The organism is Sulfurimonas sp. HSL-1656 (genome assembly GCF_039645585.1).
In the GTDB taxonomy this organism is placed as follows: domain Bacteria; phylum Campylobacterota; class Campylobacteria; order Campylobacterales; family Sulfurimonadaceae; genus Thiomicrolovo; species Thiomicrolovo subterrani.
In genome coordinates this window covers 594,456-610,104 of sequence record NZ_CP147915.1, presented here as the reverse complement: position 1 = coordinate 610,104, position 15,649 = coordinate 594,456, and the positions used below count along the sequence as shown (strand labels likewise).

16 protein-coding genes are annotated in these 15,649 nt (G+C 49.1%); 2 read left to right on the top strand and 14 right to left on the bottom strand.

Annotated elements, in window-relative coordinates:
- Nucleotides 1–2: 2 nt before the first annotated feature.
- The 10 genes from WCX49_RS03105 to WCX49_RS03060 form a co-directional block, all read right to left on the bottom strand.
- The gene (locus WCX49_RS03105) at nt 3–386 is read right to left on the bottom strand and encodes a type II secretion system protein (RefSeq protein WP_345986118.1); all 384 of its coding nucleotides are present in this window, start codon (nt 384–386) and stop codon (nt 3–5) included.
- Nucleotides 379–837: a type II secretion system protein gene (locus WCX49_RS03100; RefSeq protein WP_345986117.1), complete on the bottom strand. Its 459-nt coding sequence runs from the start codon at nt 835–837 to the stop codon at nt 379–381. The genes WCX49_RS03105 and WCX49_RS03100 overlap by 8 nt, the downstream gene beginning before the upstream one ends.
- A 106-nt stretch (nt 838–943) precedes the next feature.
- Nucleotides 944–1,336: a prepilin-type N-terminal cleavage/methylation domain-containing protein gene (locus WCX49_RS03095; RefSeq protein ID WP_345986116.1), complete on the bottom strand. Its 393-nt coding sequence runs from the start codon at nt 1,334–1,336 to the stop codon at nt 944–946.
- Nucleotides 1,337–1,424: 88 nt separating this feature from the next.
- Nucleotides 1,425–3,293, bottom strand: coding sequence for a DUF6044 family protein (locus tag WCX49_RS03090; protein ID WP_345986115.1), 1,869 nt, complete (start codon nt 3,291–3,293; stop codon nt 1,425–1,427).
- Nucleotides 3,294–4,040: 747 nt separating this feature from the next.
- Nucleotides 4,041–5,225, bottom strand: coding sequence for a hypothetical protein (locus WCX49_RS03085; RefSeq protein WP_345986114.1), 1,185 nt, complete (start codon nt 5,223–5,225; stop codon nt 4,041–4,043).
- On the bottom strand, nt 5,222–5,587 hold the full coding sequence (locus WCX49_RS03080; RefSeq protein ID WP_345986113.1) for an EamA family transporter: 366 nt from the start codon (nt 5,585–5,587) through the stop codon (nt 5,222–5,224). Before WCX49_RS03080 ends, WCX49_RS03085 begins: the two co-directional genes overlap by 4 nt.
- A 14-nt stretch (nt 5,588–5,601) precedes the next feature.
- Entirely contained in the window at nt 5,602–7,146 is a 1,545-nt protein-coding gene (locus WCX49_RS03075; protein ID WP_345986112.1) for a hypothetical protein, read from the bottom strand.
- Between the two features lie 178 nt (nt 7,147–7,324).
- The gene (locus WCX49_RS03070) at nt 7,325–8,254 is read right to left on the bottom strand and encodes a glycosyltransferase family 2 protein (RefSeq protein WP_345986111.1); all 930 of its coding nucleotides are present in this window, start codon (nt 8,252–8,254) and stop codon (nt 7,325–7,327) included.
- A gap of 123 nt (nt 8,255–8,377) precedes the next feature.
- Nucleotides 8,378–8,596, bottom strand: a complete 219-nt coding sequence (locus WCX49_RS03065; RefSeq protein WP_345986110.1) for a hypothetical protein — start codon at nt 8,594–8,596, stop codon at nt 8,378–8,380.
- Nucleotides 8,597–8,617: 21 nt separating this feature from the next.
- Complete coding sequence (locus WCX49_RS03060; RefSeq protein ID WP_345986109.1) at nt 8,618–8,851, bottom strand: hypothetical protein; 234 nt, start codon at nt 8,849–8,851, stop codon at nt 8,618–8,620.
- A gap of 100 nt (nt 8,852–8,951) precedes the next feature.
- On the opposite strand from WCX49_RS03060, the gene uvrB reads away from it, so the two are divergent.
- Nucleotides 8,952–10,925 (top strand): excinuclease ABC subunit UvrB, encoded by a 1,974-nt coding sequence (uvrB, locus tag WCX49_RS03055; protein WP_345986108.1) that lies wholly within the window; start codon nt 8,952–8,954, stop codon nt 10,923–10,925.
- A gap of 67 nt (nt 10,926–10,992) precedes the next feature.
- On the opposite strand, the gene WCX49_RS03050 is transcribed toward uvrB, so the two are convergent.
- Together WCX49_RS03050 and pckA are read right to left on the bottom strand one after the other, a co-directional pair.
- Nucleotides 10,993–11,556, bottom strand: a complete 564-nt coding sequence (locus tag WCX49_RS03050; protein ID WP_345986107.1) for a DedA family protein — start codon at nt 11,554–11,556, stop codon at nt 10,993–10,995.
- Nucleotides 11,557–11,633: 77 nt separating this feature from the next.
- On the bottom strand, nt 11,634–13,226 hold the full coding sequence (gene pckA, locus WCX49_RS03045) for a phosphoenolpyruvate carboxykinase (ATP) (protein ID WP_345986106.1): 1,593 nt from the start codon (nt 13,224–13,226) through the stop codon (nt 11,634–11,636).
- A 328-nt stretch (nt 13,227–13,554) separates the two neighbouring features.
- On the opposite strand from pckA, the gene WCX49_RS03040 reads away from it, so the two are divergent.
- Nucleotides 13,555–13,845 (top strand): c-type cytochrome, encoded by a 291-nt coding sequence (locus tag WCX49_RS03040; RefSeq protein WP_345986105.1) that lies wholly within the window; start codon nt 13,555–13,557, stop codon nt 13,843–13,845.
- On the opposite strand, the gene WCX49_RS03035 is transcribed toward WCX49_RS03040, so the two are convergent.
- Together WCX49_RS03035 and WCX49_RS03030 are read right to left on the bottom strand one after the other, a co-directional pair.
- On the bottom strand, nt 13,829–15,019 hold the full coding sequence (locus WCX49_RS03035; protein WP_345986104.1) for a HAMP domain-containing sensor histidine kinase: 1,191 nt from the start codon (nt 15,017–15,019) through the stop codon (nt 13,829–13,831). The two genes, WCX49_RS03040 and WCX49_RS03035, sit on opposite strands and share 17 nt — an antisense overlap.
- The gene (locus WCX49_RS03030) at nt 14,967–15,635 is read right to left on the bottom strand and encodes a response regulator transcription factor (protein WP_345986103.1); all 669 of its coding nucleotides are present in this window, start codon (nt 15,633–15,635) and stop codon (nt 14,967–14,969) included. The genes WCX49_RS03035 and WCX49_RS03030 overlap by 53 nt, the downstream gene beginning before the upstream one ends.
- Nucleotides 15,636–15,649 lie beyond the last annotated feature (14 nt).

Genomic DNA, 15,649 nt, shown 5'->3' with positions numbered 1-15,649 from the left:
TATCAATAATCAACAGCTGTACACAGCCCAGTAGGGCTAGAGGCTGTAAACTGTCCTGTCGTATTGTCATATGTGTATGTACACGTATTTGGACCAATTACAATACTGTAACTTTCGTTACTTCTCGTCCAGTCTTTCGCCGGATAAGAAAGTACACCGATAAAGTTATCACCCAAACTTGTAATATAGGTTGTATCACCCCGCAACATCCGTTTTTGTCTTTCAGAGACGATACCGGAACGTACTGCAGCCACGGTTGCCCTCGCAGCGGAAATCTTTGCATCCTCACGCGTAGCCGCAAATTTTGGAATGGCAATACTCGCCAATATCCCCAATACCACAATTACAAAAATAAGTTCTATCATCGTAAATGCATTTTTAGTCATAATTTACATTTCCCCCTCTTAACGGATATGCACTGTTTGCGAACATACCCTGTAAGCGCTGACATAGCTCAACTGAGCTCGCCGGCTTAACAATCGTCAGGCTCTGAACACCTGCTACTGCGGCGAGATGGAACACCAGGCAGTCCGACACGCCACCTATTGCGAACTCGACATCATTCGAACCCGTCACAACAGCTAAACCGTTTGCACGTAGACTTGCTATATTTTTCGATGCATCTACCCATTCCGCTTCTGAAGAAGGGACAATCCCTCTAGCAACTGCATTGGCAACAACCTCTCCAATAGAGATAGAGATAGATTTTGCCATTTGTGACAACCGGGCATCATCCCTTGTTGCACTCAGCTTGCTCAGGGCAATAGCAGATAAAATACCCAGTATTACTATGACAAAAACCAGTTCGATCATGGTGAATGCATTACGCCGGTTCATCATAACTACCTTTTGTCAAACATTAAAAAAAGCAGTCACGTCTACTTCTCTTTTTAATACTTCCACGGGTAATAATTTAAAGAGGGGAAGTCTCCCCTCTTTAAAATTAATAAGAGACGTTAGAACCGCCGAATGCGTGAGTCGTGATCAAGCTTGAAGCCAGTACAGCCGCATTGCCACAATGTGTTGCAGTAGCGCTGGATGTAACTGTTGCCGTACCTGAAGCAGCTGTAATCGCGACGGCAAAACAGTCGTCAGCACTTGCTGAAGTCGCCACACAAGCCGGCGCTTGAGCCATTGAGTTCGTCATACCCGTAGAACCCTGTGCAGTATATGCCGCACCAAGATCGCTTACACATGTTTTAACGTTTGCAATCTCTTTAGAAAGCTTCGCGTCATCCCGAGTTGCCGCAAGTTTAGGAATGGCAACCGCTGCCAAAATACCGAGAATAACAATAACGAAGATCAATTCGATCATAGTGAAACCACTTCTTTTCATGATTCACTCCTTTGGTAAAAATTCTAGACCACACTAGCAGTCATACGGTCTATTATCATCAACTTTACATTAATTTACACTGAAACAATTAGTTGTTCTTTTTCTGATTTTTGTCAGAACCGGGGATTATCTCATAAAGATAGATATCCCAGTAACTGTGTTCACCTGTAAATTTCCTCATAAAACTCAGCCCGAGTTTCTCCGGTGTGATGATCTCATGCCCCGACAGAATGTAACGTGCCCCCATATTATACATTTGCGTCGTATTGAAGTCCAGGTTGTCCAGTTTCACAGTGTGATCATAGATAATATAATTGCACCCCCATGCGAACATATACACCTTGCTGCCCCATTCGTCATACATCTGACGATTTGCTGCGTGTTGGTCAAGATGTTTTTCGATGATTTTCCGGAACTCTTTCTTGTACTCCAGAGGGTAGTTGACCGAATAACCATCCAGTGTGTAAAATCCATTGAACAGTGCAGGTGCTGGTTCGATCCCCAGACTCACCACCCTGTACTCTTTCTGATCTTTACCAATGAATTTCCGGATCTCATCGAACATCTCTTCTGCGTAATAGTTCTCGTATGTCATATGGTGTTCCTGCTCCGCTATCCCGAAATAGGCGTGCGTTTTGGCTACATGCAGTTGAAGCGCAAACAACAAAATCACGAAAAGACCTGTAAGTTCAAGACGACGGTAAATGATTTTCAGGGCAACAGCGGCGATCAGCGCCCATATCATAGGCTGAAAAAAGAAAAACCGCGACATATTCAGCATCTCGAGAGATGGTACAAACGTTTTTAAACTATCCAAGCCTTCATAAAACCAGTAGCCAAACCAGTATGAAAGTAGGATCTGCACCAGCAGCAGGAGTGGCAATAAACGTGCTTTTTTTTGAAAGTACCAGGCAACCATGGCAAAGCACAACAGCAGGGGCATCGTATATTTCTGCGTCATGACAACACTCCAGATGTCGACGGCAAACGTCACACCGAAAACGGCCCAAATGAAAAGTGACTCCCACATGGAGAATTTGCGTCGTGAAAAAGCGAGGAGCATCGCCAATAGCATGGTTGGAACTATATACGTCAGATGGAGCCCCTTGGCATGGGGGTTCCCGTTAAGAAATTCAAGATGAGAAGCCCTGTATGACGACAGCAAGCTCTCTTTTATCAGCATCTCGAACTCAGTGCGGTGCGACACAAAGCCCGTATCGAAAAACGTCATGTAAACCAGACGATACTCCACAAGCAAAAAAAGGCTGCCCATCATAAAAAGGGCAAAGAAAAACGCCCGATTGAGGCTTCTAGTCCGTACGGTATCGATGACGAGCAAGAGTGCGGCTGCAATAATGAAAAACATATAAACTAATATGAAGCTGCTGTAAAGTGGCAACAACGCCAATAATATCCAATGCCACCACTCTCCCTCTGCTGCACGTATCTTCAAAAGTGCATAGACCACCAACGGCATCAACGGAACGCTGAGACCACCGGACGGCCAGAAAGGCAACACCGCATAATAGAGCGCCCCAAAGACAATAAATGGATACCGGCCAGAGTATTCGGACCTAAATACGATACGATCCAAAAAAAGGTACATCGAGAAATAGGCCACTACATGCATAAGAATCTCATTGATCACATAGGCATTGATAGGCTTGAAAAAGTAATAGAGCCATTGAAGCACATTGTACTCGCTACCGTAAGACCCTCTCGGCAAACCTCCCATCATGTTGGGAACGATAGCATCACTCCCGGCAAAAAGCATTCCACTTTCCGCCAGGACCTTGAACCAAACAACATTTGAGTCCAAATTGTCAAAAACGAGATAGAGCAAATGTTCCCCGTACAGCACAAGTGGCGACAAGTAAAACATAAGGAGTGCTATTCCGAGGTACTGCCAAAGCAGCCTCTGGCTCATAATAAACTTACTTAAAGAAGTTATGGACATGTTTTATCACCTTTTCGATTTCTTAAGTTGTCATTCCGCAGGAGAATGGAATACGGAGCAAACGATTGCTTTCTGCCAACGCGAAGCTGGCGGAAACGCCAAAGCATCCTCCCGTCCTACTCTGCGTGTATGAGAAGGAACATAAAAGCAAGACTGCATACTTATGAATGTATTCCACAAGAAGCGCGCATTGAGCAGTATCCCCGCCATCACAAGTGCATGTGTACACAAAGGCGTCAACCAACGCTTTCTGAAACCCACAGCTCTCCTTAAAAACACTTCTGGAACTGTCTGTCTTCCAGGCATTTTTTCACTGTCATCGCCTCTAACACACGCTCTTCTTCATAGCCCCAATTGGGCAGTCTGCCAAAAAGAATCATCGTTGCGCAACCATAGGTGGCACCCCTCATATCTCTTGGCACATTCAATCATAAATGTGGCACCCAAACCGGTTCAATCTGCAGCAGAGCACCCTTTGAATAGAGATTGAGGCACTTTGTAGTTTATATGATCTCTGTAGCTAAAACGAGGAAAGTGTATCCTATCTAAAATGACGATTTTATTATTCATTCCCGCCCTTGCACAGGCGGGTCCAATCTTCGATCAAAATTCCATGATTACATGTATTTATATAACAATTATTCATATTTTATTTGATTTCAAACCCCGTGTGACCTATAGCAGAATAACGGCGGCGGCACTTGGGAGTGTGACCACTCCTGATAGAAATCGGTTAACGGCAGAAGATCAACCCAGCATAATGGCGATGAACAACGGGTGCTGTCCCTGAAGGACTCTTACTAAATAATAGACTCCGATCAATGTCTGCAGGCTCAATAAAAGCAGTAAGATCCATCGTTTGGCGAAAACGATCTGCTTAAAATCCTTTGCATACTCTATCACAGAAAAAAGGTACAAAAACCCCAGTGCAATAATATAGCTCCATCCAAAATTCCCATGTGTATAACGCGAACCCGCTTCGGCAAAGAGCGCAAACAGCATGATGCCAAGCAGTACCTGTACCCAGGAGAGAAAAATATAATCATTTTCGATAACTTTGGGGTGGAAATGTAAGAGCAGAAGCGGGAAGGCCAATGCCAGCAGAATAGAGACGACAACATTGGACGATTGCATAGACCAGACCCCGAGAAAGTCGACTACAATTTTCGAATGGGCACCGAAAGTTATTGAATACTGATAGGAAAGGATAACGAGTGCAATGCCGGCCAATACTAGGTAAAAGAGACTATTCCTATATGTAAAGTAATGCCTGCTCACTATCAACGCCAACAGCGACGGTAAAAAGATGATGACAAAACTCGGCTTGGCCAATAATGAAAGCGAAGTGGACACAAGCGCGAAACAATAATATTTCATTTGCCTTTTATGCAAGGCGATGACCGCTGTCCATACCGCCACCAGAGCAAAAGGTTTCACTGTCCACAATGTCACGTTGTGCCAGACATTGGGAGAGCCCTGCCCTAGATAAATAATCTTTTCATAAAAGGGGACACACAAAGGACCGATCGTGATTATGACGAAGGTCACGGTCAAAAAAAGCAATTCAGATGGATACACACTTCCCAGCATGGAAGCGACTACGCGGTATACAAGGAAACTCCACAAGGTCACCAGAAGAGCAGAGATGACGACAGCTGAAGTTTCAACGCTCATTGCCGTCAGGAAAGAAAAGAGTTTGACAAGCAGATGCCACATTGGATGAGGAAGTACGGTCCCTTCTTCAAAAAAGTCTTTCAGGATCTCTATGTGTTCAAGCGTATCGCTTTCATAACCCGTCGTACCATCAGGACTCACTTTTCCGCTATTGAACACCTGGTTGTACACGAGAAAAAATGCCGTTGCAAAAATAGCGATGAAAAAGAGGCCCTTAACAATTCGCTCCAGCCGGCGGGGTAATACAGAAGGGCTCATACACTTCGGCTCGTCACAATAATACCCGCGACAATCAATATGAGACCGACAACCTTGTGCCAGGAGACCGGCTCATTGAATAAAAAGACGGAAAAAAGAAAAACAAGAACAAAAGCGCCGCTCATAAAGGGATAGGCAAAACTCACATCAAACTTCGTCATCGCAGCCATCCAGAAAAGGGATGCAATGAATGCAGCAAGAAAGCCGCTGAAAATAAACGGGTCAAACAACAGTTTCAGCAGAAAAAATATCTTTTCCGCCAAACCCTCCGGCAGTGCACCGAACTTTTCGATACGCCATTTGAGGATCAACTGGCCATAGACGGTAAACAACACTGTTGCAAAAATATAAAAGTATCCCACTCCGTCCTCCCGGTTCACTGGCATTCGACGGAAAGTCTAACAAGTTTAAAGTTAAGGGTACTATTCATGTCTACAATCTTGTGTTTGCACCCCATATTTGCTTTATGGTGGTCATAATAATCCAGTAACCTTCTGTGCGTCTGCTCTATATCGATATTGGTGGCATTGCCGCCAAGGAATGTCGTATTTTCATCCATCATAAATTCATAATAGGAATCAAACCGGCGATCGATTCCACCGTGGGAAATGTTGTGCTTTCTATAGAAATAAGGATGTCTGGAAAGCCAACCGGCAACATAATAATTAGCCCTTCCCCAGTGCGGCCATGCTCCTTCGTCAAACACTCTATGATATTTGAACACTTCGTTCAAATTCAGAAAAAACACCGGGAAAAAGACTGGGATTGCAATCCGACTTTGGTTTCCTTTCGTTAATACAGCCAGTTCGGTATAGTAGTTTTTCTGGCGTTCACTTACCAGCCGACTCTCCTTAAACTCCTGATATGCCTTCGGAATAAGAAAAAGGATTAGCAGGCTTAAAAAAGCCAGACTAACTAGACGGCTTTTCAAAGTCGACTCATCAATAAAATAGAATAAAAATATGATGGCGAACAACGTCACAGGTAATACAACGCGTTCGACATCACGGAGATTTACAAGTAAGAGCAAATAAGAAGTAATCATAAGAAGAAAAAATATATTCTTGGTTCTCTGCCTGGAATAAAACACCATCAATATACCCGTTAACAGGTATAGTTGCAAAAACGCCGGTAACGTAAAATGCATTAGACGAGCATACAGGACCATCCACATATTTCCCGCAGCAGCGATTATCTGTTCCGTCGGTAATATATCCTCGTCCACAACCCACCATACCCCGATAACCCAGTGCTGCAACTCCGAGAGCACTTGTCCCTTCATACCCTGGAAATCAACAAAATATGCTCTGGCGTTATTAAATGAAAGCCAGCGGGCATACTCAGGGTCCATCCAAATCAGTGCAATATGTATACAATAGACAATCATTGGGAAGAAAGCAAACACTTGTGCTTTTTGTATCCACACGAATTCCTTCTGCATATAAAGGTACATCATTGTCAAAAATGCCAGGGGAGACAATCCCAATACGACATCCGTCCTTAGCAGCAACGCGACGGCAGTAACAATCCAGAATAGCGGGACATTCCGCTGAAGATTTTGTAGGTTTATGACGAATAGCAAAACCGTTATCATCGTGACGGAAAGGTTCATCGAAAAGATAATAAAAAACAGTAAGAGGAAGCTCCGCATAGCAAATCGAAGAGCTTTTGTCCGGAAACGGTCGGCAATATCCAACGACAATCTGTAGGAGTATATGAATGGGAGCATTAATGTCAGACTGTACCAGGGGACAGCTGGCAGAATATGATACAAAAAGCTCAGGGCAGCGGATAGTGGATTACTGACAATCAGCGTCCTATATTCGCCGTCAACTAAAAGGTTCCACACAGTGAGATCATCATTCTGATCAATTAACAGTGTTTGTTGACAATAGGCGAAAAAAAGCATGATGACGAACATGCCAAAAAAAGTATTTTTACCTTGCCCCTTTAGAATCTTTATATACTTTGAATTTGCTGTAAGTATCACAACAACCATCCCATCTTATATACTGCATTGCGGAAAAATACATCTGATTCTCAAAAGAGTATAAATAAAGGTCTTTTTTAAAAAACCAACTGTTCCAGGCCGATTTTTTTCAACAATTGACTTTTTCCTGAATTATGTAAAAAGGTCTTTTTTTCGTTTCCTCAAATACTCTTCCGATATAGAGCCCAAGAATACCGAGATTGGCAAGAATCAATCCGCCCATAAAAAAAAGAGAAACCATCACGCTGGTCCAGCCTTCAACCGGTATACCGTACATAAAATATTGCACTATTAGCCACACTGCATAAAGCATTGAAAAGACAGAAATCACGAAGCCTATTTTTATAGACAGACGGAGTGGTTTGTTCGAATACGAAACGATTGTATCAATAGCCAAATCAAACAGTTTTTCTAAACTGTAATGTGATTTTCCGGTAGAGCGTTCAGCGTGGATTATAGGAATTTCAGCACGATTGTACCCCATCCAATTGATAAAAAATGGGAAAAAGCGGTTCTGTTCTTTGAACTGTTTATACGATTCTATGACGTAATTGGCATAAATTCCAAAGTTGGCCACCCTCGCATCATTCTTTTGGTCTGTCAGATAATTAAACAGTTTATGAAAGAGTGCAGACCCCATACGTTTTAAAAAACCGTCCTGACGCTCTTCCCGCTGACCGACAACAATATCATATCCTTCCGCCGTTTTCTCGTACAGCTTCAATATTTCTTCCGGCTGATCCTGAAGGTCACAGTCCATCACAACGACCCAATCCCCGAAAACATTATCAAGCCCGGCACTAATGGCATGGTGCTGACCAAAATTTCTTGAAAGCCTGATTCCCTTTACTCTGTTATCATTTGCTGCAAGCTTTTGTATTTTTTCCCATGCATCGTCAGGACTGCCGTCATTCACCATTATGATTTCAAACGTTTCATTAATCTTCGTGAGTGTTTTTACCAAGCGTTCATAGAGCTGCTCAAGTGAAGCTGCACATCCGTAAACGGGTGTCACAACAGAAATATGAATACTACTCATCCAATTACTTCCTCAGCAGCAATAAAATTGTTGATGTCATAGAAAGCCAACCACTGAAAAGGATTTTGAGAAAAGAAAGTTCTATACTCCCGAAACATTTGATGCACTAACTATATCCCGCCTTTACGTTTCAAGCGTTTCAAGTAACTTGACAATTTTTCTATCCTGCTCAAACAACTCATAGTTCTTCTTGACATACGCCTGCAGCAAGACCTTCAGATCATTGTTGCCGTCCAGTTTGAAATCTTTTTCGAGTTGGTTCAGCAGGAAATCCGCGAAAGCGTCATCGAGGTCGATGTCGAAGCGGCTGCGGTTGACGGTGAGGGAGACTTTTTTGCTCATACGCTGTGCCGGGACTCCGGCTTATCCGAGAATGCTCTCGATTTTGTTGACGATCTCTTCGATCTCGCGCTCTTTGGCAGCATTGTCCGCCTCGAGACGTTCGATCTGGCCGCGGTAGGCTTCGTTTTGCGCCTGCTGGTTCATCAGGTCGTTTTTCAGGACCTCGTTCTCCTCTTTGAGGGCGTGCAGCTGGGCCATGACCTGCGCGACTTTTCCGCCGAGTCTGTCAACGACGTTTTGTGATTGCTGTTCCATTATTCTCTGATCCTGTTTCGCTCAATTCTCCGGCAGGAATGGCTCCCTGCCGCTCTTGGTTATAATTCTATCACAAAGAGATAAGACTAAAGGATGATGGGTGGGCAGATTTGAAGTCGTCACGGAGTATGCGCCGGCGGGGGACCAGCCGGGGGCAATCGCCACACTGGCCGGGAGCGTCCTCGAGGGCAACCGTTACCAGACCCTCGAGGGGGTCACCGGGAGCGGAAAGACCTATACGATGGCCAAAGTGATCGAGAAGACCCAGCTGCCGACGATCATCATGACCCACAACAAAACGCTCGCCGCCCAGCTCTACAGCGAATTCAAGGCTTTCTTTCCCAACAACCACGTCGAGTACTTCATCAGCTACTACGACTACTACCAGCCCGAAGCCTACATCCCGCGCCAGGACCTCTTTATTGAAAAAGACAGCTCCATCAATGACGAGCTCGAACGCCTGCGCCTCTCCGCAACGGCGAACCTGCTCAGCTATGACGATGTTATCGTCATCGCCTCCGTCTCCGCCAACTACGGTCTGGGGGACCCGGAGGAGTACGCCAAAATGGTGCAGATCCTCGAAGTCGGACAGGAGATCGGACAGAAGGAGCTTCTGTTACGCCTGGTAGAGATGGGCTACTCCCGTAACGACACCTACTTCGACAGCGGCCACCTCCGCGTCAGCGGCGACGTCCTCGACATCTATCCGCCCTACCTCGAGGATGAAGCGATCCGCGTCGAATTCTTCGGTGACGAAATCGAGGCCATCTATACCTTCGAGGTGATCGCCAACAAGAAGCTCGAAGAGAAGGAGAAGGTAACTGTATACGCCACCAGCCAGTTCACGGTCGGCCAGGAGAGGCTCTCCCGGGCCGTCAAGACGATCGAGGATGAGCTGGGCGAGCGCCTCGACAACTTGCTTGCCAACGAGAAAATCGTCGAAGCGCAGCGTCTAAAGCAGCGGACCGAGTTCGACCTGGAGATGCTGGAAACCGTCGGCATGTGCAAGGGGGTCGAAAACTATTCGCGCCATCTCACCGGTAAGAAGCCCGGCGAAGCACCCTACACCCTGCTGGACTACTTTTCGATAAACCACGACAAGTACATGATCATCGTCGACGAATCGCACGTCTCCCTGCCGCAGTTCCGCGGCATGTACGCCGGCGACCGCAGCCGCAAAGAGGTCCTGGTCGAATACGGCTTCCGCCTGCCAAGCGCCCTCGACAACCGGCCGCTCAAATACGAGGAGTTCATTAACAAAGCACCCCACTACCTCTTCGTCTCCGCCACCCCCGCCGAAACGGAACTCGAGCTCAGCGCCGTCAAGGCCGAACAGATCATCCGCCCGACGGGGCTGCTTGATCCCATCGTCACGATCAAGGACTCGGACAACCAGGTCGAAGACCTCCACGACGAGATCAAAAAGACCGTGGAAAAAGGCGACCGGGTCCTGGTCACGGTCCTGACCAAGAAGATGGCGGAGTCACTGACGACCTATCTGGCCGACCTCGGCATCAAGGTGCAGTATATGCACTCCGATATCGATGCGATCGAACGCAACCAGATCATCCGCAGCCTCCGTCTGGGGGAGTTTGACGTCCTCATCGGGATCAACCTCCTTCGCGAAGGGCTGGACCTGCCCGAAGTCAGCCTCGTCGCCATCCTCGACGCCGACAAGGAGGGCTTCCTGCGCTCGGAGACTTCGCTGGTCCAGACGATCGGGCGCGCCGCGCGCAACGCCGACGGACGTGTCATCCTCTATGCCAAGAAGATGACACGCTCGATGCAGGCCGCCATCGACATTAACAAGCAGCGCCGCGAAAAACAGATGGCGCACAACGAAGCCCACGGTATAACCCCGACGACCGTCAAACGCAAACTCGACGAAAACCTCAAGCTCGAAGAGACGGGTGAGCTCTACAACAAACGCAAGAAACTGGAGAAGATGCCCGCTGCCGAGCGCAAAAAGATTCTCAATGAACTGAACCTAAAGATGAAGGAGGCGGCCAAGAAGCTGGAGTTCGAAGAGGCGGCCCGGCTCCGCGACGAGATCGCGAAGATCAGGCAGCTTTAGCGTTAAGCGTTAAGCGTAGGATGAGAAGTCATCCTGGTTCTGTTCTTAACGCTCAACGCTCAAAAAGCTACGCTTTTTTCTTTGTCGCCCGGCTGAGGTAGAACCAGATGAGCCCGCCCAGTACGACGATGATCAGCGGTGCGATATAGGGGCGTTCGACAATAACCTCGTAAACACCCATGATCGGTTTTCCGGCCAAATAACTCCCCAGCCCCACGACCAGGGCCCACAGCACTGCCGCGAAAAAGTTGAGGACGGAGAAGCGTGTGAAATCATACTTCGTGATCCCGATCGCAAGCGGGATCAGGGTTTTGATGCCGTAGACGAATTTCTGCATGAAGATGATCCAGCTGCCGTGTTTCTTCATCAGCATATGCGACAGGGCCAGCTTACGGCGGTGTTTGTGAAAATAGTTCAGCACCTCTTTCTTGTGGTAGCGCGCCATATAAAACAGCAGTGTATCGCCCAGGAAGTTCGAGACCATCGCCACCGTCATCGCCGTCACCAGGTCCATCTTCCCCATGTAGGAGAGTACCCCGGCCGCCATCAGGCCCACAAACCCGCCGCCGAGCGAATAGAGGAAAAGTGCAATATAGCCGTACGTTGTCAAGTTGGAGAACATATCTTCCATAAACAGTCCGAAAAAGAGATTTGGGGGATTATACTCTAAAGAGAAGAAGGGAATGCCAACGGGCGAGCCCGTCGGGATCAGGACTCGATTTTCGGTCCCGCCTCGTGGTAGTCGAATTCGTGACCGCCGGCCTCTTCGTATTTGTGGAAGTTGTCGATGAACATTGCCGCGAGACGGTCGCGTGCCGCATCGAACTCCTCTTTGTTTGCCCAGGCGTTGCGCGGGTTGAGAACTTTCGGGTCGATATCGCCGAGTGTCTTCGGTACCTTGAGGCGGAACGTTCTCGTCGTATCGAATTCGCAGTCGTTGATGGAACCGTCAAGGATCGCGTCGATACAGGCGCGCGTATCTTTGATACTCATACGTTTGCCGATACCGTAAGGCCCGCCCGTCCAGCCGGTGTTGACCAGGTAGACGTTGACGCCGTGCTTGTCGATCTTTTCGCCGAGAAGCTTCGCATAGACCGTCGGGTGCAGCGGCAGGAACGCTTCACCGAAACAGGCGGAGAAGGTTGCGACCGGCTCGGTAATCCCGCGTTCGGTCCCGGCGACCTTGGCCGTGTAACCGCTGAGGAAGTAGTACATCGCCTGCTCTTTGGAGAGTTTGGAGACCGGAGGCAGAACACCGAAGGCGTCCGCGGTAAGGAAGATGATGTTTTTCGGATGTCCCGCCATCAGGCCCGGCTGACGGTTATCGATGTGCTCGATCGGGTAGGAGACACGGGTGTTCTCCGTTTTGCTGCCGTCACCGTAGTCAACGATACCCTCTTCGTCGAAGACGACGTTCTCCAGCAGTGCACCGCGGCGGATGGCTGCGTAGATCTCAGGCTCGTTCTTCGGATCGATATCGATAACCTTGGCGTAACAGCCGCCTTCGAAGTTGAAGACCCCTTCGTCATCCCAGCCGTGCTCATCGTCGCCGATCAGCGCGCGGTTCGGGTCGGTGGAGAGGGTTGTTTTTCCCGTACCGGAAAGGCCGAAGAAGAGTGCCGTATCCCCATCCTTGCCGACGTTGGCGGAACAGTGCATGGCCATCTTGCCCTCGAGCGGGAGCCAGTAGTTCATCATGGAGAAGATCCCTTTTTTCATCTCCCCGCCATAGAAAGTACCGCCGACGATCGCGATGTTCTCCTCGACATTGAACAGAACGAATACCTCGGAGTTGAGACCATGCTCTTCCCACTTTTCGTTGACGGCTTTACAGGCATTGAGCAGCGTGAAATCCGGCGTGAAACCTTCAAGCTCCTCCGTCTTCGGCACGATGAACATGTTACGGACGAAGTGGGACTGCCATGCGATTTCGGAGACGAAACGGATGTTGCGGCGGCTGGAGGCGCTGGCACCGCTGAAGAGGTCGTTGACGTAGAGCTTCTTACCGGAAAGCTCTTTGATGGCGACAGCATACACCTCATCAAACACTGCTTTGGAGACGGGCTGATTCACATCGCCCCAGGCAATATATTTGTTGGAAGGCTCTTCAAAGACAAAGAATTTGTCCTTGGGGCTGCGGCCGGTGAAGATGCCGGTATCGACCGTGGTCGCACCGCTGCTCGTCATATGACACTCGCCGTTTTTGAGTTCATGGTCGATCAGGTCGTCCAGGGAAAGGTTATAAAAAATCTCTTGGGTATTCTTAATGCCTAATGCTTCCAGTGCTTCCGCATTCATCATCTTATCTGCCTTCTCTCTTTTGCTGTTCTTATATGGTAATAGGCCCACCGTTTGCTTTCGCTTAAAGACACTGTGTGCGGGCTGCATACAAAAACGAAGTGTGGAATTATACGTCGTTGAAGGCATAAGCATCCTGAAAGTGAGAAGTTAAGCTCCCCCATTCGGTTTCGACCTGCTATACGATTCCCCTGTAGCCCGTTATTTCAAAGCGTTGTCCTCTTACGTCTTTTTTCATCAGCCGAAAAATTATTTGCCCTGTTCTTGGGCTTCACAATCCCTCCACAATCGTTTTCTATACTGCCTGTATCAAAACATTAGGAGACACACCATGAAAAAGTCACTGTTACTCATCACCATCCTCGGCGTCGCACTCAGCGCGGCGGACGGCCAGGCCCTCTTTAACAAATGTGCGGCCTGTCACGGTGCCAACGGCGAAAAACACGCCCTCGGCAAAAGCAAGGTCATCAATACGATGACGCCTACAGAGATCGAAACCGCTCTCAAGGGCTACAAAGACGGCACATACGGTGCTTCCATGAAGGCGCTGATGAAAGGCCAGGCGGCTTCCCTGGACGATGCTCAGATCAAAGCGATCGCTGAGTTTATCGGGGCCAAGTGAGTACGAAACGGGTTCGTTTCCCCTCCGTTTCCACCGCAATACGAATACGGTAGCGCGCCGCGATCTGCGCGACCAGGTGCAGCCCGATGCCGAAGCCTCCCCGGCTCTCGTCTGCCCGGGCAAAACGCTCAAATATATGGGAGAGTTTTTCTTCCGGGATCGGGACGCCGGTGTTCTCAAGCCGCATTCCCTCCGCACTGATCCCCACCAGAACAGACGTATCCCTGTCACTGTATTTGACGGCATTCGAGAGAAGGTTGTCAATAAGGCGCGCCGCCAGCGTCCGGTCCATCACGACGTTTGCCGTCGCTTCCACCTCTATCTCCAGATGCAGCCCCTTGGCGTCGAAACGGGTCTGAAAATACTCCACCCGCTCTTTCACAAATGCCGCCAGATCAATCGGAACGTCCTCGATGCGGACATCGCGCCGCAGCAGCAGGAACGTCAGATCGTCATAGATCGACCCGATCGTCCGTGCCGCCGTCTCGATACGGGCGATCTTTTTACGCTGCTTGTCATCCAGCAGCGCCGTATCTAGGCGCTCCACGTTCGTCAGAATCGCCGTCACCGGGGTGTTGAGTTCATGGGTCGTATCCTTGATAAAACTGTCCAGCAGCGCCACCGCCTCTTTCATCGGTCGCAGGAACAATCGGGAGAGCCCCACCCCGGTCAGCAGCAGCAGGACAAACAGTGCCGTTCCGTACATGGCTGCACTGCGCCAGTAAAGCTGCAGCCACAGTCCGTCATCCCGGGTCATCATCACCGTTTTGCCCTCTTTGAGGCCGTACGAGCCCATCGGGATCACCAGGTAAATCATCCCCCGGTTTTCATGGATACCGGGCGAAAAGTCCAGCGGCGGCATCGGCAGACGGCCGCCCACATGTTTTTGACCAAGGTAGAACGCCGTGTCGTAGGCCGGATCAACCGGGAAGTCCGCACGCTCCCCCTGCATCCATTTGATCAGATTCGGCAGGTAGCTCTCCCCTTCAAGCTGCATCGACAAGCGGTGTGATGAGAGCATCTCCGCCTTGGAAGCACGGAAGTAAAGCAGCCCGAGCAGCGCCAGGATGGCCAGCCCCATCAGGGTATAGAGCAGGACGAAAGAACGGAACGTCCGGTTTTCAGCGAAACTGATAGCCCGTACGTTTGTGGCTGATGATACGGTCTTTGCCAACGGCGCTCCTGAGGGTTTTGATGTAGGTGCGAAGCGCCTCTTCGCTTGGAGTCTCTTCAAAACCCCAGAGGTGCGCATTGATCACTTCATGGGTCACGACATCGCCGCGTCGCTGCAGCAGCAGTTCGAGGAGTTTACGCGGTTTTTCCGCCAGTTTGACCGGCTCGCCGTTATCGTAGAGGAGTGCGTTTTGCAGATCAAACGCCAATCCGCCCCCCAGATCCATCCGCTCACTGGCGGGGTGGGAGAAGCGGCGACGCAGCATGCTCTGGACGCGCAGCAGCAATTCTTTGAGCGAAAAAGGCTTGCGGACATAGTCATCCGCCCCGCTCTCAAACCCCCGCTCCGCATCGGCGGCACTGTCGCGCGTCGTCAGAAAGAGCGCCGGGGTCTCGACGCCGCGCTCGCGTGCCTCCCGCAACACCTCGAAGCCGTTCTTCCCCGGGACATTGACATCCAGGATCAACAGGTCAAAACTGCGTTCATACAGCTGGTCTTCCGCCGCCTCCCCGTCGAAACAGCCGACCACTTCAAACCCCTCCTCATCGAGATATTCGCTCAGGGTTTCATGCAGAGCCGTATCGTCTTCGAGCAGGAGGATCGTCGCGTTCTTCATACGGTTGATTGTAT